This window comes from Xenorhabdus sp. KJ12.1, from assembly GCF_963876495.1.
Lineage (GTDB): Bacteria > Pseudomonadota > Gammaproteobacteria > Enterobacterales > Enterobacteriaceae > Xenorhabdus > Xenorhabdus stockiae.
In genome coordinates this window covers 65,620-86,479 of record NZ_CAWNQH010000062.1, presented here as the reverse complement: position 1 = coordinate 86,479, position 20,860 = coordinate 65,620, and the positions used below count along the sequence as shown (strand labels likewise).

Annotated in this window: 24 protein-coding genes, 1 tRNA gene and 1 pseudogene; 11 read left to right on the top strand and 15 right to left on the bottom strand. The window is 42.4% G+C overall.

The features are described from left to right. Positions 1 to 123: 123 nt before the first annotated feature. Positions 124 to 390: pseudogene (locus AACS92_RS08595) on the top strand (site-specific integrase); the annotation flags it as partial. 352 nt (positions 391 to 742) lie between these two features. Here AACS92_RS08595 and AACS92_RS08590 read toward each other — a convergent pair. The 4 genes from AACS92_RS08590 to mutY form a co-directional block, all read right to left on the bottom strand. After that, positions 743 to 818 (bottom strand) — tRNA-Phe (locus AACS92_RS08590). A 151-nt stretch (positions 819 to 969) separates the two neighbouring features. Next, positions 970 to 2,043 (bottom strand): membrane-bound lytic murein transglycosylase MltC, encoded by a 1,074-nt coding sequence (mltC, locus tag AACS92_RS08585; RefSeq protein ID WP_099110809.1) that lies wholly within the window; start codon positions 2,041 to 2,043, stop codon positions 970 to 972. Between the two features lie 92 nt (positions 2,044 to 2,135). After that, positions 2,136 to 2,408 (bottom strand): oxidative damage protection protein, encoded by a 273-nt coding sequence (locus tag AACS92_RS08580; protein ID WP_099110801.1) that lies wholly within the window; start codon positions 2,406 to 2,408, stop codon positions 2,136 to 2,138. Positions 2,409 to 2,469: 61 nt separating this feature from the next. Further along, positions 2,470 to 3,507: an A/G-specific adenine glycosylase gene (mutY, locus tag AACS92_RS08575; RefSeq protein WP_193756953.1), complete on the bottom strand. Its 1,038-nt coding sequence runs from the start codon at positions 3,505 to 3,507 to the stop codon at positions 2,470 to 2,472. A 125-nt stretch (positions 3,508 to 3,632) separates the two neighbouring features. On the opposite strand from mutY, the gene AACS92_RS08570 reads away from it, so the two are divergent. The 6 genes from AACS92_RS08570 (at position 3,633) to AACS92_RS08545 (ending at position 7,674) form a co-directional block, all read left to right on the top strand. After that, complete coding sequence (locus AACS92_RS08570; protein ID WP_255398519.1) at positions 3,633 to 3,758, top strand: hypothetical protein; 126 nt, start codon at positions 3,633 to 3,635, stop codon at positions 3,756 to 3,758. A gap of 8 nt (positions 3,759 to 3,766) precedes the next feature. Then, positions 3,767 to 4,486: a tRNA (guanosine(46)-N7)-methyltransferase TrmB gene (trmB, locus tag AACS92_RS08565; RefSeq protein ID WP_099110799.1), complete on the top strand. Its 720-nt coding sequence runs from the start codon at positions 3,767 to 3,769 to the stop codon at positions 4,484 to 4,486. Continuing rightward, on the top strand, positions 4,486 to 4,812 hold the full coding sequence (locus AACS92_RS08560; RefSeq protein ID WP_099110798.1) for a YggL family protein: 327 nt from the start codon (positions 4,486 to 4,488) through the stop codon (positions 4,810 to 4,812). The genes trmB and AACS92_RS08560 overlap by 1 nt, the downstream gene beginning before the upstream one ends. 66 nt (positions 4,813 to 4,878) lie before the next feature. Then, the gene (gene glsB / locus AACS92_RS08555; RefSeq protein ID WP_099110808.1) at positions 4,879 to 5,805 is read left to right on the top strand and encodes a glutaminase B; all 927 of its coding nucleotides are present in this window, start codon (positions 4,879 to 4,881) and stop codon (positions 5,803 to 5,805) included. Positions 5,806 to 5,884: 79 nt separating this feature from the next. Next, on the top strand, positions 5,885 to 6,607 hold the full coding sequence (locus AACS92_RS08550; protein WP_099110797.1) for a DUF2884 family protein: 723 nt from the start codon (positions 5,885 to 5,887) through the stop codon (positions 6,605 to 6,607). A gap of 122 nt (positions 6,608 to 6,729) precedes the next feature. After that, on the top strand, positions 6,730 to 7,674 hold the full coding sequence (locus tag AACS92_RS08545) for a siderophore ABC transporter substrate-binding protein (RefSeq protein ID WP_099110796.1): 945 nt from the start codon (positions 6,730 to 6,732) through the stop codon (positions 7,672 to 7,674). A 94-nt stretch (positions 7,675 to 7,768) separates the two neighbouring features. On the opposite strand, the gene hemW is transcribed toward AACS92_RS08545, so the two are convergent. From hemW to AACS92_RS08520, 5 genes are read right to left on the bottom strand one after another with little or no spacing between them, the layout of a single operon-like run. After that, a complete protein-coding gene (gene hemW / locus AACS92_RS08540) occupies positions 7,769 to 8,899 on the bottom strand; it encodes a radical SAM family heme chaperone HemW (protein ID WP_099110795.1) in 1,131 nt (376 codons plus the stop codon). Continuing rightward, a complete protein-coding gene (locus AACS92_RS08535) occupies positions 8,892 to 9,485 on the bottom strand; it encodes an XTP/dITP diphosphatase (RefSeq protein WP_099110794.1) in 594 nt (197 codons plus the stop codon). Before AACS92_RS08535 ends, hemW begins: the two co-directional genes overlap by 8 nt. A 28-nt stretch (positions 9,486 to 9,513) precedes the next feature. Beyond that, on the bottom strand, positions 9,514 to 10,068 hold the full coding sequence (locus AACS92_RS08530; protein ID WP_099110793.1) for a YggT family protein: 555 nt from the start codon (positions 10,066 to 10,068) through the stop codon (positions 9,514 to 9,516). Positions 10,069 to 10,099: 31 nt separating this feature from the next. Continuing rightward, the gene (proC, locus tag AACS92_RS08525) at positions 10,100 to 10,921 is read right to left on the bottom strand and encodes a pyrroline-5-carboxylate reductase (protein ID WP_099110792.1); all 822 of its coding nucleotides are present in this window, start codon (positions 10,919 to 10,921) and stop codon (positions 10,100 to 10,102) included. A 45-nt stretch (positions 10,922 to 10,966) separates the two neighbouring features. Next, positions 10,967 to 11,671, bottom strand: a complete 705-nt coding sequence (locus tag AACS92_RS08520) for a YggS family pyridoxal phosphate-dependent enzyme (RefSeq protein WP_099110791.1) — start codon at positions 11,669 to 11,671, stop codon at positions 10,967 to 10,969. Positions 11,672 to 11,693: 22 nt separating this feature from the next. Between AACS92_RS08520 and AACS92_RS08515 the strand changes: the two genes are divergently transcribed. Then, on the top strand, positions 11,694 to 12,710 hold the full coding sequence (locus AACS92_RS08515) for a type IV pilus twitching motility protein PilT (RefSeq protein WP_099110790.1): 1,017 nt from the start codon (positions 11,694 to 11,696) through the stop codon (positions 12,708 to 12,710). A 94-nt stretch (positions 12,711 to 12,804) separates the two neighbouring features. Here the strand turns inward: AACS92_RS08515 and ruvX are convergent, their stop codons facing one another. The 4 genes from ruvX to rsmE all read right to left on the bottom strand — a co-directional run bounded on the left by ruvX (position 12,805) and on the right by rsmE (position 15,597). Further along, positions 12,805 to 13,224 carry a Holliday junction resolvase RuvX gene (gene ruvX / locus AACS92_RS08510; RefSeq protein WP_099110789.1) on the bottom strand — a complete coding sequence of 140 codons (420 nt, stop codon included), beginning with the start codon at positions 13,222 to 13,224 and terminating at the stop codon, positions 12,805 to 12,807. After that, positions 13,224 to 13,787: a YqgE/AlgH family protein gene (locus AACS92_RS08505; protein ID WP_099110807.1), complete on the bottom strand. Its 564-nt coding sequence runs from the start codon at positions 13,785 to 13,787 to the stop codon at positions 13,224 to 13,226. Before AACS92_RS08505 ends, ruvX begins: the two co-directional genes overlap by 1 nt. 109 nt (positions 13,788 to 13,896) lie before the next feature. Then, entirely contained in the window at positions 13,897 to 14,856 is a 960-nt protein-coding gene (gene gshB, locus AACS92_RS08500; RefSeq protein WP_099110788.1) for a glutathione synthase, read from the bottom strand. 9 nt (positions 14,857 to 14,865) lie between these two features. After that, entirely contained in the window at positions 14,866 to 15,597 is a 732-nt protein-coding gene (rsmE, locus tag AACS92_RS08495; protein ID WP_099110787.1) for a 16S rRNA (uracil(1498)-N(3))-methyltransferase, read from the bottom strand. A 247-nt stretch (positions 15,598 to 15,844) separates the two neighbouring features. Here rsmE and AACS92_RS08490 point away from each other — a divergent pair, with 247 nt between their 5' ends. Both AACS92_RS08490 and AACS92_RS08485 read left to right on the top strand, forming a co-directional pair. Further along, positions 15,845 to 16,384 carry a prepilin peptidase gene (locus AACS92_RS08490; protein ID WP_241537973.1) on the top strand — a complete coding sequence of 180 codons (540 nt, stop codon included), beginning with the start codon at positions 15,845 to 15,847 and terminating at the stop codon, positions 16,382 to 16,384. A 64-nt stretch (positions 16,385 to 16,448) separates the two neighbouring features. Continuing rightward, positions 16,449 to 17,252 carry an MBL fold metallo-hydrolase gene (locus AACS92_RS08485; protein ID WP_099110786.1) on the top strand — a complete coding sequence of 268 codons (804 nt, stop codon included), beginning with the start codon at positions 16,449 to 16,451 and terminating at the stop codon, positions 17,250 to 17,252. Between the two features lie 645 nt (positions 17,253 to 17,897). Here AACS92_RS08485 and AACS92_RS08480 read toward each other — a convergent pair. After that, positions 17,898 to 18,797, bottom strand: a complete 900-nt coding sequence (locus AACS92_RS08480) for an MBL fold metallo-hydrolase (protein ID WP_099110785.1) — start codon at positions 18,795 to 18,797, stop codon at positions 17,898 to 17,900. Between the two features lie 133 nt (positions 18,798 to 18,930). Between AACS92_RS08480 and AACS92_RS08475 the strand changes: the two genes are divergently transcribed. After that, positions 18,931 to 19,845 carry a LysR family transcriptional regulator gene (locus tag AACS92_RS08475; RefSeq protein WP_099110784.1) on the top strand — a complete coding sequence of 305 codons (915 nt, stop codon included), beginning with the start codon at positions 18,931 to 18,933 and terminating at the stop codon, positions 19,843 to 19,845. Here AACS92_RS08475 and AACS92_RS08470 read toward each other — a convergent pair. After that, entirely contained in the window at positions 19,828 to 20,772 is a 945-nt protein-coding gene (locus tag AACS92_RS08470; RefSeq protein ID WP_099110783.1) for a LysR family transcriptional regulator, read from the bottom strand. The two genes, AACS92_RS08475 and AACS92_RS08470, sit on opposite strands and share 18 nt — an antisense overlap. Positions 20,773 to 20,860: the final 88 nt, after the last annotated feature.

Genomic DNA, 20,860 nt, shown 5'->3' with positions numbered 1-20,860 from the left:
TTATGACAGTAACGACAAATCACATCCACTTTAGCCATATCTCACCCAGAATAAAAAGTAGGGAGTTTATCACAAGATCTAATCATTGGGAGCATGACCCACGGGCGGATGAACCGTTACCGGTATGATCACGATAAAGAAAGGCAGCATATCCGTTCGTTCTTTAACCGGTTGTCGAAAGAGTGTGGTTTTGCTGTCTCTCCTCACCGTTTTCGTCATACGCTGGCCACTGAGCTGATGAAAGCACCGGATCGTAATTTGCAGCTGGTCAGGTGTTTGCTGGGCCATCGTAGTCTGGCAACCACCCTGGAATATATTGATATCGATATGGAAATCGCGGGTAAAACGCTGGAGAATGAACTGGCAATCTATCTGGATATTGCGGTGTAAGGATAACCGGCAGTAAAAAAGACAGGGCAAGTCTCAGACAGGATCGAGGAGGCGAAGGTGTGAGTCACTGCCCTGCATCAACAGGGATGGTCCGAAAAAATGGCTATTTGCGATCCCCTGTCCCGTAAAGTCTTTCCCTTACTTGACATCAGAATCAATTACTGAAATCATTACCTTGAACGAAAAAAGAGTGCTTGCAAATGCAGGCACTCTGTATTCTTTAATTTACGGCTTTTTTAAACATTGAACGTACAAACTAAGCGATCAATTGTTTAACATGTTCTTAACAGCCCTAAATTTTAACTTATTTGTTAATTACCTGATAGTATTCAACAAATTAGCTTTAAAATCGTGGTGCCCGGAGGCGGAATCGAACCACCGACACGGGGATTTTCAATCCCCTGCTCTACCGACTGAGCTATCCGGGCTAACGGGGACGCATTAAACAGTATTCACTCCAATCCGTCAACGACTTTCTCTATAAATTTATTCAAGCGCTTTTAAATTGCACAATTGGTTGTAAATGTAAACAAAAATGGAGAGATAAACACCTCTCCGTCTCTTATTTGTGACGATGATTTATCGGCGATAGCTTTTTTGAGCGTTATTTACTTTTATCAAATAACGGCGTGACTCAGCGGATGGGTGTTTATTAGTCAGGACTTCATAAACATCACCCGGTGCCATTGTATTGATAATTTGAGCTGCTTTTTTCTTATCGCTGGAAAAGACCTTTAATACACTGCCAGCACCACCGTTATAGGCTGTAATAACAGCGTAGCGGCGCGAGGTTATGTTCTGGATTTCACCTAAATAAATATTCTGTAAGATCGCTAGATAAGCCGCACCTGCATCAATGTTATTTTCAGGGTCAAAAAGATAATTGCGGCTTGGTTGGCCGGATTTACCTTGCATTTTGAATACATCCCGCCCGGCAGTATGCTGCATGACCTGCATTAGACCCAGAGCATCGGAACGGCTGACTGCGTAAGGATTAAAACTGGATTCTGTCTGTATAATGGCAAGGATCAGAGATTCATCAATACCATATTTAATCGCAACCTTGCGAACAATAGGCAGATATTTATGGGCGCGTTTATCTAGATGATTAGGCACTAATTGCATCGTGACCGACCAAATCACATGGAGTCCTGACTGGCGACGCTGTAATTTATTCTGGAGCAGATAATCGGCAAAATGGTTTGCGCGCCATTCCCAGCGAATTGGCTCGCCAGTATTATCTAGAACCTGCCCGTACAGAAAAGGTTCTTTGCTGATTTGGATATCATTCGCGTCAGAGTAAAGATCGACAGAACCTGGATCATCACCCATCAATAAAGTTGTTACAATGGCCTTGTGTAAGTGTTGAGTTGGTTCAATGGGTGATATGGTTTCAATAGTAATGGTTCCGGCATCAAAATTAATGTGGCTACGGGTTTTATATTGATCTGTGTATTTTACGTAATCTTTCGAGCCTGCAATCAAAACTTCGCGTAATCCCCAGATCTTTTCAATGTCATGAGCAAATTGTCCCATTAAGATATCAAATCCGTTAGTGTCTTTTATGTATTCTTCTTTGTATTCAGTATCTTGTTTGCTTGAGCAGGAAATCAGAAGTGGAGTGAGCAGGAGCAGTGCCAGCAGTTTTTTCATTTTATGATGCCGTTGGATATTAGGATAAATTCCCATTTATTGGGTGATTTCTAAATATCCTGATTCACCCAATAAATAGCAGATATTAAAAGTTATTTTTCTGGTGGAGTATAACCGTCGATTTTAATATCTTTTCCTTCAAACAAGAATTTCACCATTTCCTGTTCGAGCAATTTGCGATCTTCCGGATTCATCGTATTCAGTTTCTTTTCGTTAATCAGCATAGTCTGTTTATTCATCCATTGCTGCCAGGCTTCTTTAGAAATTTCATTGAAAATACGCTTACCCAGTTCTCCCGGATAGAACTGAAAATCCTGTCCGTCAGCTTCTCGCTGTAAAAAAGTACAAAAAATAGTCCTGCTCATGATAAATCCTCAAATGTCGTTATGGAGCAAAAAATAATGGCGCACAAAATATGGGTTAAGTTTATCCCAACTGCTGCAAAAGGTACTCAACGGGAGCTGCCAGTCCAATTGTTGCTGGCTGGCGTAAGTTATACCAAAGTCCCTTACTTTCATCCATGCAGGAATCAAAAGATAATATGTTGATTTTAATGGGTACGATATCCAGATGAAAATGACTGAAAGTGTGGCGAAATGAGATTAGTTGCTCAGGTTGACTGTGCGAGATCCCTGAATCTTCCAGCCACTGTTTGAGTGCGTTTTCATCAGTAAATTGCGGGAATGCAAATAATCCGCCCCAGATACCCGAAAGCGGGCGTTGTTCCAGCCAGACAGCATCACCATGCTGCATCAATAAAAAATACGCGGTTTTTTCAGGGATGGTCTGTTTCGGTTTTTTACCCGGATAATTGGCCCAACTGTGATTAGCATACGCAATACAGCCTGTATTAAGCGGGCAAATCTCACATTTTGGTTTGCTGCGGGTACATACCATTGCACCCAAATCCATCATTGCCTGATTAAAATATTCAACACCCAGCGCAGGAGTAACGCGGGTACTGATATCCCATAGTCGATTCTCTACGTCTTTTTTACCCGGCCAGCCATCAATAGCATAGCAGCGGGCCAGAACGCGTTTCACATTACCATCAAGGATTGGGAAATGCTTGCCCTGAGAGAGAGAAAGAATAGCGCCTGCGGTAGAGCGGCCTACACCGGGTAAGGCGACTACTTCATCAAAGGTAGTCGGGAATTTTCCTCGATGTAATTCAACTATCTGCTGAGCGGCTTTATGTAGATTACGGGCACGTGCGTAATAGCCCAGACCAGTCCACAGATGAAGAACTTCATCCAATGGAGCCGCCGCCAGTGAGGTGACATCGGGAAAGCGTGAAATAAACTTCTGGAAATAAGGTATGACTGTCGCAACCTGCGTCTGTTGCAGCATCACTTCTGAAAGCCAGACGTGATAGGATGTTTTTTCCAGCTGCCACGGCAGGGTTTTACGACCATAACGGTGATACCACTCAAGTACCGCCTGTGAAAATTGCTCGGCTTCCATCATTAGAATAATTGTCTTTATATCTGATAATCGTTTCGTGAACAGGATTGCAACATAGTGTAACCTCAGTGTAAACCCGAACTTTGTTTCGAAGCACCACACAATTTAACATTAAAGTTGTGCTTATGAGCACTGAACTTGATAAACTCAGCCATCTTTGCATAATTGCGCTCTCTTTAGGCAATCCTGCGGCACATAACGTCCCGGAAGCCAGAGCAAAAGCCTTTAAAACTGATAGAAAGTATCAATAGACAGTACCATGATAAATAACGTAATTTCACCGGAATATGATGAAAATGGCAGGGCTTTGCGCCGTGTCCGCAGTTTTGTGCGTCGGCAGGGGCGGTTAACGGCTCGTCAGCAACATGCACTTGATAATGTGTGGCCAAATATGGGTGTTGATTATCAGCCTGCACTGCAAGATATGGCAGAATTGTTTGGCCGTGATGCACCTGTTGTGCTGGAAATTGGTTTTGGCATGGGGACATCTCTGGTCACGATGGCAAACCAGAATCCGGAGAAGAATTTTTTCGGAATTGAAGTCCATGCTCCGGGAGTGGGTGCATGTCTGGCTTCCGCTGAAGATGAAAATATCAGCAATTTGCGTGTGATGTGCCACGATGCGATTGAAGTACTGGAAAATATGATCCCTGAACAGGGACTGGAAATGGTTCAGTTATTCTTCCCTGATCCGTGGCATAAAGCGCGGCATAATAAGCGTCGGATTGTACAGCCTGCTTTTGCTCAGATGATCAGAAATAAACTGAAAATCGGTGGTGTATTCCATATGGCAACTGACTGGCAGCCATATGCTGAGCATATGTTGGAAGTGATGAGCGAAGCTGAAGGGTATCGCAACATTTCAGAAAGCAATGATTACGTACCACGTCCTGATTCACGTCCTGTCACAAAATTTGAGATGCGCGGTCATCGTTTGGGGCATGGCGTATGGGATCTAATGTTTGAGAGGGTAAAATAATGGCTAAAAACCGTAGTCGCCGTCTGCGTAAAAAATTGCGTATTGATGAATTTCAGGAATTAGGTTTTTCCGTCAAGTGGAACTTTCCGGCTGATACATCCGTCGAAGTCGTAGACAGTACGGTTGATGCTCTGATTGAGGAATTAATCGAGCCAAATGGTCTGGCACTGGATGCCAGCGGTTATTTGCAGTGGGAAGGTCTTGTCTGTTTACAGAAAATCGGTAAATGCACTGAAGAACACCGCCAGCTGATTGATAAATGGCTGAAAGATCGCGGTATGGAAGAAGTTGCCACATCTGAATTATTTGATATGTGGTGGGATTGATTCGCAGTTGAATTAAGAATTGTGTAGGGGCTCATTGAGAGCCCTTTTTTGTCTGGAGAAAAAGTGGTGAAAGTAAGGTTCTCTAATGCGTTATTGGCAGATATCTTAGATGAAGTACGCCCTTTGATTGGCCAAGGAAAAGTAGCAGATTACATTCCTGCTCTGGCGGAAGTTCCGATAAATAATCTGGCAATGGCGATCTGTACGGTAGATGGTCAGGTCTTTAAAGCGGGAGATGCAGAAAAACGTTTCTCCATTCAGTCTGTTTCTAAGGTATTGAGCCTGACACTGGCAATGACACGCTATAAAGAAGAGGATATCTGGCAGCGAGTAGGCACAGAACCTTCGGGGCAACCATTTAACTCATTGGTGCAATTGGAACTGGAAAAAGGTATTCCCCGTAATCCCTTTATTAATGCCGGAGCATTGGTTATCTGTGATATGTTGCAATCCCGCCTGAGTGCACCTAAGCATAGGATGCTGGAGTTTGTACGTAGTCTCACAGGGCAAAAAGATATTGGTTATGATGAGGTTGTTGCCCGTTCAGAAATGGAACATTCTAGCCGTAATGCAGCCATTGCTTATTTGATGAAGTCATTTGGCAATTTTGAAAATGATGTGCTCACAGTACTGCAAACTTATTTCCAGTATTGTGCTCTGAAAATGAATTGTGTTGAATTATCTCAATGCTTTATTTACTTGGCGAATAAGGGGCGGATGATCGATTCCGGTCAGCAAATTTTAAGTCTCCGACAAACCCGGCAGATCAATGCGTTAATGTTGACGTGTGGCATGTATGATGGTTCAGGCGAATTTGCTTTCAGGATTGGAATGCCCGGGAAATCAGGCGTTGGCGGGGGAATTGTCTGTGTTGTTCCGGGAGAGTTTACTGTAACAGTATGGTCTCCAGAACTGGATCGTGCGGGTAACTCTCTGGCTGGTTGTGCAGCATTGGAAAAATTAGCTGCCCGCATCGGACGTTCCATTTTTTAACTTGAAACATTAGCAGCTAATTGCAGTAGCTCTGAATAGAAGATAGAGGAGTGCAACGCTGAGGAGAACAGGAGAAGGTATGTTACGAAAAATTGTGGTTGCGGCATCACTGGTATTTGCTGTTCAGGCACAGGCTGCTTCAGAGTGCCGGACGACACTCAAAGATGACATTATTGTCACGGCCGACTCAGTGCAGATGATTGGTGAAAACAGGAGCCTGAAAATTATGCCAGATGGCTCTGTCTTTCGTAATGGTAAAGCACTATCGCTAAATGCCGATCAACGCAGTAAAGCAAAACAGTTTCAGCAACTTACCCGGCAGGATTTACCATGGGTGAAAAAAGAGGCTTTAAATCATCTCACTGACGCCCGTCAGGCATTGGATAAAGTGGTCACTGAAACGATGGGAAAGGATAGCAATATTCGCGTTCGTTTGACTAAATTGGAATCTAGCCTGAATAAGCAAATTGATAAAGTATTGGAAACCCGTCCTGATGGTATTTTTTTCCATTACCAGGCAATCAAACAGATAGAAACGGAAGGAAAGGATCTCATCCAGCAGAGTTTGGGTGGAATATTGCAGGACAGTATTAACGAAATGAGCCGTAAAACAAGCAATCAAAATGGTGACGGCAAACAGGTGTTAATGTCTCTTCTCGGCGGGTTGGGAGGTATGCAGAATGGTTTGGAGGCAGAATGGAAAAAGCAGGAAAAAGAGCTAAAACGCTTTAAAGGAGAAGTGTGCGATAAAGCCAATAAACTGGAACAGTTGCGCACCAGCTTTTTGAATTCCATTAACTAAATCACAGTATTTCATATCAAATAAGAATCATGATGAAATTGATTCTTATTTGATTGACATCCTATATTGGGCATCTAGAATGCAAATCACTTTTTATACACATGATTACTTCAGGTGCCCTAATGAAAAAGATCCTGCCGATTATTTTAGCCTCATTATTTTCTGTTACTAGTCATTCCGCATTCAGCCAGCAATCTACAACATTTACGCCAAATTCAGTCATCACTCAGTCCGGGGATTATCTCACGGTAAAACATCATTCCGGAGAAACTAAGGTTAAGAAAAATCCTGAGAGAGTGGTTTTATTTGACTTCGGTACTTACGATTCAATGGCCAAATTAGGGCTATCTGAGCGTGTTATTGCACTGCCGAAAGAAAGTTTGCCTGAATATGTGAGTAGTCACGTATCTGAAAAGATGAATGATGCCGGCGGGATGAAATCTCCGGATTTAGAAAAACTGGCTGAAATAAAACCGGATTTGATTGTGATCACCGGGCGTCAGGATGATTTTTATGATCGTTTATCCCAAATTGCACCTACTGTGGATTTAAGCACGGATAATAAAAACTACCTGCCATCTGTTGAAAATAATCTGAAGTTATTAGGTGAATTGTTCGATAAACAAGATGCAGTAAAAGCACAGCAGGCTGATTTAGAAAAAACGATAACGACTGCGCAGGAAAAAGCAAAATCTTCAAATAACAAGGTACTGGTTTTATTACATAATGCTGGCGAGTTATACCCGAATAATCAAACCGTTGTTTACAATGTAGTGAAAGCGCAGCGCGCTGAATTACCACCGAAATCAGATAACGATAAGAGCCGTCTTGTCACTGCGGAAATGATTGCTCAGGCAAATCCTGATGTCATCTTTATTATTGATCGCAGTAAAGCGATTGGAGCAGGGGAGTTAACAAAAGCTCAGTTTGAAACCGTTCAGGTGAAGTCAACCAATGCTTATAAAAATGGCAAGATAGTCTATTTGCAACCAGATTTATGGTATCTGTCTGGTGGCGGGATAGAGAGCCTGACGCGTCAGGTTAATGCAATCGCTGATGCTTTGTAATCACACTGATTAAATGTGTTTATAAAATAAGGCTGCCCTTGAAGCTCAAGGAGCAGCCTTATTTTTGCAGAAGCTTACTTTTACAAAAATAGCGCTACAAAAACATTTCTAATAACGAATTCAGGAATAATTTTCCGTGTTTTGTGATTTGCCAGTGTGTATCACTTTCAGTGATATAACCTTTTGCCAGCGCTGCGTCGATTTGCTGTCGGATAGTGCTTTCCGGTAATCCAGTAAAATCACTGAAATCCTTTCGTGGCATTGCTTCTAGCAAACGAAAACGGTTCATGAAAAATTCAAATGGGCGATCATCGTGAGCCACTTGATGTTGTTTATCCAAATAACGCCCTTGCATATAACCGCGTGGATGTTTGGTTTTCACTGTGCGCAGAATACGCCCGTCTTCAAACGATATTTTTCCGTGTGCACCGCAGCCAATTCCCAGATAATCACCAAACCGCCAGTAGTTCAGATTATGCTGACATTGATAATCCTGTTTGGCATATGCTGAGGTTTCATACTGTTGATAGCCGGCTTCTGTCAATAACTTATGTCCTTGAGAGAAAATATCCCACAGCGCATCATCATCCGGCAGAACTGGCGGGCGTGAGCCAAAATTGGTATTGGGTTCAATCGTCAGCTGATACCACGACAAATGAGGTGGTGAGAGTTCAATAGCCTGACGTAAATCGTTCAAAGCTTCATCCAGTGTCTGATTAGGCAGGCCATGCATCAAATCAAGATTGAAACTGCGCAGACCAAGACCATCCGCCAGCCGTGCGGCTCGTTTCGCTTCTTCTGGGCCATGAATACGCCCTAAGCGGATAAGCTTATCTGAGCCAAAACTTTGTACACCGATTGAAATCCGGTTAATACCAGCCTGTTGATAGGCACTGAAACGGTCAGCTTCAACTGTTCCCGGATTAGCTTCCATGGTAATTTCTGCCTGCGGGGAGAGGGGCAGTAGCTCCCTGACACCATCAAGCAACCGTTGCATTCCTTCCGCACTGAGCAAACTGGGCGTACCTCCACCGATAAAGATAGTGGAGACTTCCCGTCCCTCAACCATTGGCAAATCATGACGTAAATCTGTCAGCAGGTGTTCAACATATTCCTGATGCGGTACATCTCCCTTTAATGCATGTGAATTGAAATCACAATAAGGGCACTTCTGCACACACCAGGGAATATGAATATAAAGACTTAATGGTGGTAATTTAAGCATTACGCATAGCTTCCAACAGCATTTTTAAGGCTTGTCCACGATGTGAAACAGCACTTTTTTGTTCACGGCTTAATTCTGCTGCTGTACAGCCAAATTCCGGTACGTAGAAAACCGGATCATAACCAAAACCGCCATTACCGGCTGGTTCGCGGGTAATGAAGCCAGACCAGCGACCGTGGAAGACCAGAGGAGTCGGATCTTCTGCATGACGTAAATAAACCAGAACACAATTGAATTGTGCCTGACGTTGGTCATCAGGAACATCGCTCATGGTTTCCAGTAGTTTTTCCAGATTATCCTGATCGGAGGCATCGACTCCCGCATAACGAGCCGAATAAATACCGGGAGCACCACCGAGAGCATTGACTGATAGCCCTGAATCGTCAGCAATCGCAGGTAAACCGGTTATTGCCGCAGCATGACGGGCTTTAATGATGGCATTCTCAATAAAGGTCAAACCGGTTTCATCTGCGGAATCTACACCCAATTCAGTCTGAGCGACGATATCTAAACCAAAGTCAGCCAGTAAATCAGCCAGCTCCCGGACTTTGCCAGCATTTCCTGTGGCAAGAACAACTTTCTGCATTGTTTCTATCCAATTAACTTATTATTTATTAACCAATTAAGCTCGGAATTAACCACGCTAAAACATCGGCACGGAGAGCATTTAGCGCATACAGGATCAGAATCACAATCATGGCTGAGAAATCTAATCCTCCCATTGAAGGAATAATGCGACGGATAGGTGCCATCAGTGGTTCTGTTAATTGGAGCAGAACGTAATCCACAGGGTTACGTCCCTGACTGATCCAGCTCAATAATGCGCGGGCAATCACAAGCCAGAATACCAGTTTTCCTGCGGCAGTCAGCAGTTCAATTACTCCAAGAGGGAATAGCTGGACAAGAAATTGCCCTGTTGCTAACCAGTAAGGCAACATCAGTTTGAGCATGACGAGAATGTAAGCAAAAACAACCGATGCTGTATCAATAGGGCCAATAGCGGGAAGAACCCTACGTAATGGGCGTACCACGGGTTGGGTGATTTTAACGATAAATTGTGAGAACGGATTGTAAAAATCACAACGCACCCATTGCATCCAGACTCGAAGCAGTAAAACTGCGGTATATAAATCCAGAACTGTAAAAAAGAGAAAGTTTAAGAATTGCATGTAGCAGCCCTGATCAAATTATATTGGTTGTTTAAAATAATTTTTCCATTTCCTGTGCCCGGCGTATTGCTCCCTGCATAGCTTGGGATACAACTTCCGGCAGATGGTTTTCATAAAAAACGCGTAATGCTTCGGCAGTTGTACCACCTTTAGATGTTACCTGTTCACGCAGGATAGAAAAAGGAAGTTCTACCTGTGATTCAGCAAGTTTAGCTGAACCCATAGCCGTTTGCAGAACCAGTTCTCTGGCCGTTTGGCTGTCGAAGCCCAGACGTTCTGCTTCCTGTTGCATCGATTCCATAAACAGGAAAAAATAAGCCGGAGCACTCCCGGCAATGGCAATAATATCATTGATGCCATTTTCATCGTTTACCCAGCAGACTTTGCCGACACTATTCATTAATACTTCAGCAAACTGGCGATCAGATTGCTTGACCTGTTCAGGTGCGAACATGCCGCTGATCCCTTGCCCGATAAGTGAGGGCGTATTTGGCATAATGCGGATAATATTGAGATTTTCCTGCAAAAATGAGTAAAAACGGGAAAGAGGAATACCGGCTGCAATAGAAAGCACAAGTTTTTGCTCGAAATTGACTTGCGAACGCAAGGAGCTACAAACTTCTTCCATCATTTGGGGCTTAACAGCCAAAACAATAACATCAGCTTCCTGAGCATAGTGAATATTGTCACTCTGACTGTTGATGCCATATTTTTCTGCCAGAACATCACGGCGAATTGTATTGGGCGAACAGACAGTGATTAGTTTGGCCGGATAGCCTTTTTTGATCAGCCCAGCGATGATGGCATGCGCCATATTCCCCGCGCCGATAAACGTGATTTTTCTATTTTCCATGAAGAAATCGTCTCGAATATTAATGAGTTAAAGTTGAGCTGTTAATTAACTTGCTGTAGAACCATACTCGCGGGCACCAAAAATGGCGGTTCCTATGCGAACTAAGGTTGAGCCACAGGCGATAGCGGCTTCCATATCATCAGTCATCCCCATAGAAAGTGTATCTATCCGTGGGTATTGTGCCTTTAATTTAATAAAAGCCTGTTCCATCCGACGAAAAATAGCGGTTTGCCGTTCATAATCTTCTTCTGGTGCAGGAATGGCCATCAGACCACGTAATACCAGATTAGGTAGTAAATCAACTGTTGCGGCCAGTTCCTCAAGTTCTTCCAGAAGAATACCTGACTTACTGTTTTCCCCACTGATATTAATCTGAATGAGGACATTGAGCGGAGCCATGCTTTCAGGCCGTTGTTCACTTAAACGCTGGGCGATTTTTAATCGGTCGATAGTATGGCACCAGTCGAAGTGTTCAGCCACCAAACGACTTTTATTAGACTGTAAAGGGCCGATAAAGTGCCACACCAAATCGTTGTGGTTAGCGAACAGTTGAATTTTTTCCACCCCTTCCTGAACGTAATTCTCGCCAAATTCCCTCTGGCCTGTGGCTATCGCTTTTGCGATAGCTGCTGCAGGTTTGGTTTTACTGACTGCAAGTAATGTAATTTCTTCTGGAGAGCGCCCGCATTTCTGAGCTGCAAGGGCGATGTTGTTCCTGACATCGTGAAGATTTTGTTCGATATTGTGCATAAGAAACTCAGGAGATTAAAAAATGAATATGGAAAAGTTAGTGGCCCTTAGTGTAAAGCATAATGCCTCCGATCTGCATCTTTGTGTCGGGAAAGTGCCAATTTTGCGCATCAATGATGTGTTATATCCGCAGACACATTTGGCAGAGATTGATAATGACTTCATCAATACATGGAGCAACAGAATATTATCTGAAGAGCAACAACGGCAATTGAGGAGCACAGGGCATGTTGATTTTGTCGTAGAAATGCCGAATAAAAGACGACTCAGAGGGAATTTATTCTATCAGCAGGAGCACCTTTCATTGGTATTACGGTTAATTTCTGATAAATGCCCGACCTTGGAGCAGCTATATGCGCCAGATATTATTCAGCACCTTGTTTTACCCGAGGAAAAGGGACTGGCAGAAAATGGGTTGATATTAGTAACAGGTGCAACCGGAAGCGGTAAATCAACAACATTATCAGCGATGATTAACACTCTGAATAATCATGTCAGAAAACATATCATTACACTGGAAGACCCGATAGAGTTTGTTCACCTAAGCCGGAATTGTCTGATACAGCAAAGGCAAATCGGGGAAAATGTGCCGGATTATCAGACTGCGCTGAAAGGGGCACTAAGACAGGATCCTGATGTCATCCTGCTGGGTGAATTGCGTGATAAAGAAACGATCCGGTTGGCACTGACAGCCGCCGAAACGGGTCATTTGGTTTTATCAACACTACATACCCGTGGAGCAATTCAGGCAATAGATCGGCTGGTGGATGTGTTTCCCGCAGATGAGAAAGGATGGATATGCGCTCAGCTGGCAGGTAGTTTAAAGGCAGTTATTGCTCAGCAACTGCTTCCTGCTAAGGATGGGGGAAGAGTGGCTATTTATGAAATTTTAGTCGTCAATCAGGCTGTCAGCCATTTGATCAGGGAAGGGAAAAACCATCAGATAGCAACGTTAATGCAAACCGGAGCCGCTTGCGGAATGCAAACCTACGAGCAGAGCCGCCAACAACGCAGGTTATCGGGATTGCTGGCGGAATAGCTGGCAAAATAGTGGAACAAATTCCTATGATTATAACTTCACTGTATTATTGGCTTACGATAATAAGCCATTAATTATAAATAGCTTTTTATTATCAACAATGTTGCTCAAACCAGCTTTCCAAAATGACGACAGCAGAAGTGGAATCAACTTTGCCTTTATCAAGAGCGCGATATCCGCCATGAGCAAACAGATGAGAGCGCGCTTCTACCGTTGTTAATCGTTCATCATGCAGTTCAACCTGAACACCAAAGCGCCCATGTATACGATTAGCAAATTTTTTGGCTTGTGCAGTGACTGGCTGTTCGGTGCCATCCATATTGAGTGGCAGACCAACAATGACTAAATCTGGCTGCCATTCTTTGAGGAGCTTCTCAATCATATCCCAATTAGGAGAACCCTCTTTGGCTTTGAAAGAATCTAGTGCTCTGGCTGTGCCGGTTATTTCTTGTCCTATAGCAGCACCAATACTGCGGGTACCGAAATCGAATGCGATCACTGTGCGGTTTTTCATCAGGCATGCCCTGCTTGTAATGCGAGATTGTGGATATTAATTCCCAATAAGGATGCAGCTTCACGCCAGCGATCGGCAACGGGGGTATTGAAAATAATTGAAGGATCAGCACTGACAGTAAGCCAGCTATTTTCCATAACTTCTTTTTCCAGCTGACCTTTTTCCCAGCCGGCATACCCCAGTGTCATTAAAATATTTTTCGGCTGACGTGGAGTGCCTAATGCTTCGAGCATATCTTTGGAGGTCGTTACCATCGTCTCATCAGAGATTTGTATACTGGAGCTGAAACCGGGCAATGGCGTATGTAAAATAAAACCATGTTCTTCAGATAACGGTCCACCCGCCATAACCGAGCTGTTCAGATTGATGTTATCGTCTCTGTCTGCGGGAGAGATTTCTAATTTCTTCAAGATCCCCTGAATAGAAACCTGAGTTATTGGCTTATTGATAATTAACCCCATCGCACCGTTTTGATCATGTTCGCAGATATAAACTACAGAACGGTTGAAATAAGGATCAATGAGCGAAGGCATAGCAATAAGGAAATGGTGCTGTAAGTTCATGTTTTTTTGATGATGATTTTTACGATAAATGAATAAAGTGGCCCACACAGCATGTGAGCCTATATAATAAATGGCAAACGCTACCAGGAAATGGAAGTTGTTTGGCCTATTATACCGTTTGTTTACCCAATCGTTTTTCAATTGAATTCATCAGCATACCCGTAACAGAGATCTCAGGGAAGGCCGCTTCTATTTCACGAGCACACGTTGGGCTAGTAACGTTGATTTCTGTCAGACGATCACCAATGATATCAAGCCCGACAAAAATTAATCCTTTTTCTTTCAGTACAGGTGCGACAGCGCGCGCTATTGCCCAGTCACTTTCTGACAGAGGCCGGGCTTCACCGCGTCCGCCTGCTGCGAGGTTTCCTCGTGTCTCACCTTGTGCCGGAATACGGGCGAGACAGTAAGGAACAGGTTCACCGTCCACAACCAACACTCGCTTATCTCCATCCTTAATAGCGGGCAGGAAGTTTTGTGCCATGCAGAAACGGCTGCCATGGTCTGTCAGCGTTTCAATAATCACACCAATATTTGGGTCATCCTGTTTCAGACGGAAAATAGAAGCGCCACCCATGCCATCTAATGGTTTAAAAATAACATCACCATGTTTTTGATGGAATTCACGCAGTGTTCTGGCGTTGCGTGTTACCAGCGTATCCGGCGTCAGTTCAGGGAACCATGCAGTAAACAGTTTTTCATTACAGTCACGCAGGCTTTGTGGTTTGTTGACGATAAGGCTTCCTTTAATTTCAGCCCGTTCCAGAATATAAGTCGCGTAGATGAATTCAGTATCAAAAGGCGGGTCTTTGCGCATCAGGATAACATTCAGTGTATCAAGGGCAATATCCTGTTCATTACCAAACTGATACCACTGCTGAGGATTTTCTTCCACGGTCAGCAAACGGGTGCGCGCACGGCCTTCCCCCTGATGCAGATAGAGATCATTCATCTCCATGTAATGGACTTCCCATCCACGTTTCTGTGCTTCCAGCAGCATGGCAAAACTAGTATCTTTCTTAATATTGATGGATGAAATTGGATCCATCACTATACCGAGCTTGATCATTCTTTCTCCTTAACCCAGATCACCAAAACGAACTTGTAGTGCTGTAATTGCAGTGAGTGCCGTAGTTTCTGTCCGCAGGACACGAGGGCCTAACAGGATATCAGTAAATTGGTGATTTGCCGTCATTTCTATTTCTTCGGCGGATAATCCCCCTTCCGGGCCAATCAGTAGGCGTACCTTTTCCACTGGCAACGGTAGGGTATTGATACTTTGGCTGGCACGAGGGTGCAGATTTAATTTTAGGCTGTTATCGTTTTCTGCACACCATGCTTCAAGTGACATAACAGGTCGGATCTCAGGGATCTGATTACGCCCACATTGTTCGCAGGCAGAAATTGCTATTTTTTTCCACTGTTGCAGTTTTTTTTCCAGCCTTTCCGCATCCAGTTTTACACCACAGCGTTCAGAAAGGAGTGGCGTGATAGTGTTAACACCCAGCTCAACCGATTTTTGGATGGTAAATTCCATTTTCTCACCGCGGGACATAACCTGCCCCAGATGCAGATCTAATGGTGATTCGTGATCAGCCAATTCTCCGGCGTGGATATAGACTTTGACCGTTTTTTTGCTGGCTTCTGTAATTTCTGCATTAAAAATCTGATTGCTACCATCAAAGAGCTGCAACCTTTGCCCGTTACTCATTCTAAGTACACGGCCAACATGATTGGCGGCATCATCACTAAGGCTAATTTCAGCTCCTACAGTAAGAGGAGCAGGGTGATAGATGCGGGGAATTCGCATATTTTTCTTTCCTTTTTCTCCGGATAACCTCGGTATGGCATATGCTGCCATGATAAAGGAGCGCTGGTAGCCTAATCAAGTTGTCTATCAGGCAAAAAGACCTTGCGAGCCGGCTCGCATATTTATTCCATAATGGCAATTTTAATGGATTTTTCATTGCTAATGACCTGTGGGAAAATTTAATATTCACCGTGTTCTGATTAACGTCAGGAAATAAATAAGGGATATCATTACAGGGATGTTATTTATGGAAGCTGTATTGAGCATTTTCATGGATGGAAAAGGTCAGTGGTTCAATAATCCAGTTAATCTGAATGATATAATAATTTCATTTTTTTGTATTACTTTAGTTTGCTTAGCCATTATTGATATAAAGACTTATCAGTTACCAGATATTTTCACTCAACCTTTATTATGGTTCGGATTAGTTTTTAATAGCAGTGATAATTTAATTCCGATCAAGAGTGCGATATATGGCGCCATATCAGGGTATTTATTTTTGTGGGTATTATATTGGTTATGTCGGTGTATTTTTAAGCAAGAGGGGGTTGGCTATGGTGATTTAAAGCTGGCTGCTGCAATAGGGGCATGGATTGGTATGGAGATGATCCCTGTGCTGATGCTTCTGTCTTCAATCTCCGGACTGTTAGGGTTTGCGATTATTTGGCTGAAAAGGAAAAATTATCCAGAGTTTATTGCTTTTGGGCCTTATCTTTGTTTTTCTGCCATACTTTTGATGTTTTTTTATCTATCTGGGATTAATATTATTGAGCTTGCTCAAGTTTAGATAATTCAGCATATTGGATATAGCCAGAAAACGATAAAAATATCACAGCCTAAAAGAGTGCGCTATGACACTAAAAATAACAGCATTATTGGAAAATCAGGTTTTTGCACCCTACAAAGGAAGCTTAATCAATAAGCAGGGGTTAAGCTTATTAATTCAGGATCAGGAAAATACAATTCTTTTTGATACTGGTCCAGATGGCAGTTTTATCGATAACGCAAAGAAATTAAATATAGATTTATCGAAGGTTTCTACAGTTATTGTTTCTCATGGTCATTTTGACCACTGTGGAGGTCTGCCTTTTTTTTCTACGAACGCTAAAGTTATTTGTCATCCGGAGGTGAAAAATGAAAGATATTATGGTTGGTTAATAACGAAAAATAAGGCTATGAAATTTAAAAAATTATCCAGACAGGTTAATTATGCTAATTTCGACACTTTTTTTTCAAAAGATGAAACTCACATTAATGATAGCTTTATTTATTCAGGTGAGATTAAAAAAGAAGAAAGTAAAAGTTATGGTGTGATCGTAGGTGAGAATTATTCTCCTGATTTTGTCAAAGATGAAGGCGCTTTAATTTATAAATCCCAACACGGATTAATTATTTTTATTGGCTGTGGGCATCGTGGTGTTATCGATATGGTTGAATTTTGTAAATCTATAACGGGTATCGATAAGGTCTATGCCATTATTGGTGGTTTACATTTACGTTATGCTTCTCCCTTGAAGCTATTACGTATCAGGCGATATATTAAAAAAGAAAATATACAGCATATTTATGCTTGTCACTGTAGTGGTAGATGGGGAAGATTATGGTTACCAAATGCGAAGAATCTTTCTACTGGGCAATCTATTGAACTTGGTTAGTGTTAATTGGGGAAAATAAATGTGAGAATTGAAAGTATAGGAGAGAGCAGGATTAGAGCCTATAGTACACATTAATTACATGGTAGATGTTAAAAGCATCTAATGTATCGGGCTACTTTCTGCATACAATAGATGTTAAAAGCATCTAGTAGGCTGGGTAGCTCCTGTATACGCTAGACGTTGGAAGCATCTAGCTGGTTTAGGCTGTTCATCCTGCTTGCGCTAGACGTTGGAAGCATCTAGTTGGCCTTAAGCTGCCTACCTTACATAACCTAGACGTTAGAAGCATCTAATTATCTTAGGTTGGCTTACTTATCTCTCCGTTGAAACCAAATCTAAATAAAGTGAGTTTTTTATTCAAGATGATTTATTGCAGTATGGCTCATTGGTCACAAATTCAGTTTATTAATTAGTTATAAAAATAAAAAAATGACCAGTATCACTTAATTTAGGCATTGTTTGTGTTTAATTGGTGAATTTGTGTTTTTATATTTTGGTTATAAATTTTATTCTTATTTAAATGTAAAGTATTAAAGGGGTTTTTGAAATGATAATTTCATTTTTTATTATAATGTTTTTTTTGGGGAATGACTATTTGAATAAAATACGGGTGCTACTATTCGTAACACCCATGATAATTTTAATTTATTGAGGCCACGTCATTTCGCCTTTAAGAACTTTTGCACTTAATTCAAGGCTGGATTCTTCCGCAAGGTTTGGATAATGTTTTTTCATAATTGAAATTAATTCTGCGGAATCTTTTGCTTTTGGTAATTCTTTCTCCAATGTAGCCAGATAATTTTGAGTAAAATTCACTGAGTCCAGTGTCATAGCTGTATGACCTACATAATGACCTGGTACCACAGTTTCAGGTTTCAGGTTTTTAATTTGGTCTAATGTTTGCATCCAGTTATGACGGGATGATTTAGTTTGAGTGTCTGCAATCCATACATGAATATTTTCAGATACAGTAACACCACCAACAACTGCTTTTAATTTAGGAACCCATACGAAAGTACGATCTGCTGCCGGGCCATTCAAACCTTCAACAATCAATTTCTCACCGTCTACAGTAAAAGTATCTCCCTTCAATGGCTCAGGGACAATAATTTTTTTCGGAGCCTGATCTTGCAGAACGCCACCCCAGTACGCCAGTTTACCGTCTTTGGTCTCATTGATAGCTTTAATCGTTTCTGGTGAAGCGATCACTTTGGCTTCAGGGAAGGCTTCAGTGATCACATCAAGACCAAAGTAATAATCTGGATCAGATTGGCTGATATAGATCGTTGTTAGTTTTTTCCCCGTCTTTTTGATCATGTTGACCAGTTCCTGAGCATCGCTTTTTCTGAACTGAGCATCAATCAGCACAACTTCATGTTCACCACTGATAACTTCAGAAGAGACCGGAAAAATACTTTCTTCACCCGGATTGTAAATATCCATTTTAAGTTCAGAGGCCTGAGCGAATGTCCCCATTCCTAATGAAAGAGCTGTGGCCAGAGCGGTATTTAATATTGTTTTATGTACTGTAGTCTTGTTAGCCATCATTGAATTCCTAAATGCTTATCTGCTTGAATGGCGCATATAATAGATTGCATACTCCGATTGAAAAATCCCATAATTGGCAACTGTTTGTTGCATAAATCAATCGAATCAGCGTGGGGATACAAAAACATAGATGGACAGGATCACAGCAGCACAGGTTTTTGTCACAATTGTTGAACAGGGTAGTTTGAGTGCAGCGGCAGAACGGCTTGATATGTCACGGGCAATGGTGTCACGTTATTTGTCCGAAATGGAACGGTGGTCAGAAGTTCGTCTTTTACATCGTACAACCCGCCAAATCAGCCTGACATCAGCGGGAGAACAGGCTTATCAGCGAAGCCTTAAGCTGATAGAACTGGCGGAAGCAATGCCGGTTCAACAATCGGCAGAAGCTAAGACTCTGAAAGGTCAGTTGAGAGTAAGCTGTTGTCAGGCACTGGGAATTAGTGCACTGTCTGTGGCTATCCCTGAATTTATGCGCAAGTATCCGCAAATTGGGGTTAGTCTGGAAATCAGTAATAAAGCGACTAAGTTGGTTGAAGAGCGTATTGATTTAGCTATTCGCATTACGAATAATCTGGGACTGAATTTAATCGCCCGTCCGCTATCGACTTGCCATTCTGTTATTTGTGCCGCACCTTCTTATTTAGCCGGTAAAAGACTTCCCCAGAACCCCGATGATTTGGCGATGCATAATTGCCTGACTTATAACCTTTTTGACAAAAATTTATGGTTATTTGAAAAACAGGATGAACAGTATTCGGTTCCCGTCAGCGGCATGTTAAGTGCTAATGAATCAACGGTTCTGATGGAAGCGGCTTTACAAGGAGCGGGTATTTCTATGCAGCCCTATTATTCCGTCTCGCCCTATTTAAAATCTGGGCAATTAATTGAATTATTACCAGATTATCAACCTCAGGCGATGGGGATCTATGGTATTTATGTCAGCCGTCAAAATATGCCCGCTACCTTACGGGCCTTATTGGATTTTCTGGTGGAGTGGTTTGATTCATCCTCTCACTGGCAGCAATTAACGCTGAAAAGCTGATGCTAATTTCTGAGGGAATAGTTTAGCCTGTTGTTTTAAATGGCTAATGAATATTTCAACCGGCTCAGAAGATGGACGATGGAGCGGCTTAATTAAGCTAACGATAAAAGGAATATCTATACTGAACGGTCGGATACATAACCCTATGTTTTTATACAGTTCTTTTTTATTCAGATAGTCGAGTGCGGTCAGAGGATTGACAATCGATACTCCGATACCTTCACTAACCATGGCACATACTGATGATGCACTGTGGGTCTCCATGATCATCCTGCGTGAAACCTGATGTTCGTTAAATATCGCATCGATAAGCTTTCTGTAGCTGTCAGTAATAGAGAGGCTGATAAAGGGCTGATCATGAAAATCTTCTGGTATCAGTTGTGTTTTTTGTGCAAGCGGGTGGCTATCCGGCAGAACGCAGACTTCATTCAATGTCAGTAAAGTTTCACGTTCAGTTCCGGCAGGTGTCTGCATATGTTCGGTTAAACCGATATCGTGGCGTTGTGCCGAAAGCCACTCTTCCAGTAATGGAGATTCTTGTGGAATGATTGTCAGTTGTGCATCAGGATAGGATTGAATGAAACTGCGGCAGACTTTGGGTAATAAAGATTGTGAGAATACCGGCAAACAGGCGATAGATAGTTGCGCATACTCAAATTGGCGAATACTGTCCGCTGCATTGAGAATCCTTTCCAGCCCGTAATAGGATCGCTGGACTTCTTCAAATAACCTCAGCCCTTGCGCGGTCGGGAATAAACGTCCTTTGATCCGGTCAAACAATTTAAATTTCAACAATTGTTCTAGACGCGCCAGTTCACGGCTTACTGTTGGTTGTGAAGTTTTCAGTAAAACCGCAGCGTCAGTCAGGTTCTTTGTGGTCATTACGGCATGAAAAATCTCTATATGTCGCCATGAGCAGGCGTGCATAGTGTTCTCCTTTAGACTTCACTTCGAGACTGTTTCACGAAGAAAAATAGCCTTTTAGTGTATACCATATAACGACGTGTTTAAAAAT

Excerpts from the sequence above, each read along its gene's own strand:
- AACS92_RS08470 (WP_099110783.1), bottom strand. The coding sequence starts at position 20,772 with ATGCACGCCTGCTCATGGCGACATATAGAGATTTTTCATGCCGTAATG.
- AACS92_RS08570 (WP_255398519.1), top strand. The coding sequence starts at position 3,633 with ATGAGCACTGAACTTGATAAACTCAGCCATCTTTGCATAATTGCGCTC.
- AACS92_RS08485 (WP_099110786.1), top strand. The coding sequence starts at position 16,449 with ATGACACTAAAAATAACAGCATTATTGGAAAATCAGGTTTTTGCACCC.
- rsmE (WP_099110787.1), bottom strand. The coding sequence starts at position 15,597 with ATGCGAATTCCCCGCATCTATCACCCTGCTCCTCTTACTGTAGGAGCT.
- AACS92_RS08490 (WP_241537973.1), top strand. The coding sequence starts at position 15,845 with ATGGAAGCTGTATTGAGCATTTTCATGGATGGAAAAGGTCAGTGGTTC.
- trmB (WP_099110799.1), top strand. The coding sequence starts at position 3,767 with ATGATAAATAACGTAATTTCACCGGAATATGATGAAAATGGCAGGGCT.
- AACS92_RS08535 (WP_099110794.1), bottom strand. The coding sequence starts at position 9,485 with ATGCAGAAAGTTGTTCTTGCCACAGGAAATGCTGGCAAAGTCCGGGAG.
- gshB (WP_099110788.1), bottom strand. The coding sequence starts at position 14,856 with ATGATCAAGCTCGGTATAGTGATGGATCCAATTTCATCCATCAATATT.
- AACS92_RS08505 (WP_099110807.1), bottom strand. The coding sequence starts at position 13,787 with ATGAACTTACAGCACCATTTCCTTATTGCTATGCCTTCGCTCATTGAT.
- AACS92_RS08475 (WP_099110784.1), top strand. The coding sequence starts at position 18,931 with ATGGACAGGATCACAGCAGCACAGGTTTTTGTCACAATTGTTGAACAG.
- AACS92_RS08530 (WP_099110793.1), bottom strand. The coding sequence starts at position 10,068 with ATGCAATTCTTAAACTTTCTCTTTTTTACAGTTCTGGATTTATATACC.
- AACS92_RS08545 (WP_099110796.1), top strand. The coding sequence starts at position 6,730 with ATGAAAAAGATCCTGCCGATTATTTTAGCCTCATTATTTTCTGTTACT.
- hemW (WP_099110795.1), bottom strand. The coding sequence starts at position 8,899 with ATGCTTAAATTACCACCATTAAGTCTTTATATTCATATTCCCTGGTGT.
- AACS92_RS08520 (WP_099110791.1), bottom strand. The coding sequence starts at position 11,671 with ATGCACAATATCGAACAAAATCTTCACGATGTCAGGAACAACATCGCC.
- proC (WP_099110792.1), bottom strand. The coding sequence starts at position 10,921 with ATGGAAAATAGAAAAATCACGTTTATCGGCGCGGGGAATATGGCGCAT.
- ruvX (WP_099110789.1), bottom strand. The coding sequence starts at position 13,224 with ATGAAAAACCGCACAGTGATCGCATTCGATTTCGGTACCCGCAGTATT.
- AACS92_RS08580 (WP_099110801.1), bottom strand. The coding sequence starts at position 2,408 with ATGAGCAGGACTATTTTTTGTACTTTTTTACAGCGAGAAGCTGACGGA.
- AACS92_RS08560 (WP_099110798.1), top strand. The coding sequence starts at position 4,486 with ATGGCTAAAAACCGTAGTCGCCGTCTGCGTAAAAAATTGCGTATTGAT.
- AACS92_RS08515 (WP_099110790.1), top strand. The coding sequence starts at position 11,694 with ATGAATATGGAAAAGTTAGTGGCCCTTAGTGTAAAGCATAATGCCTCC.
- mltC (WP_099110809.1), bottom strand. The coding sequence starts at position 2,043 with ATGAAAAAACTGCTGGCACTGCTCCTGCTCACTCCACTTCTGATTTCC.
- mutY (WP_193756953.1), bottom strand. The coding sequence starts at position 3,507 with ATGGAAGCCGAGCAATTTTCACAGGCGGTACTTGAGTGGTATCACCGT.
- AACS92_RS08480 (WP_099110785.1), bottom strand. The coding sequence starts at position 18,797 with ATGGCTAACAAGACTACAGTACATAAAACAATATTAAATACCGCTCTG.
- AACS92_RS08550 (WP_099110797.1), top strand. The coding sequence starts at position 5,885 with ATGTTACGAAAAATTGTGGTTGCGGCATCACTGGTATTTGCTGTTCAG.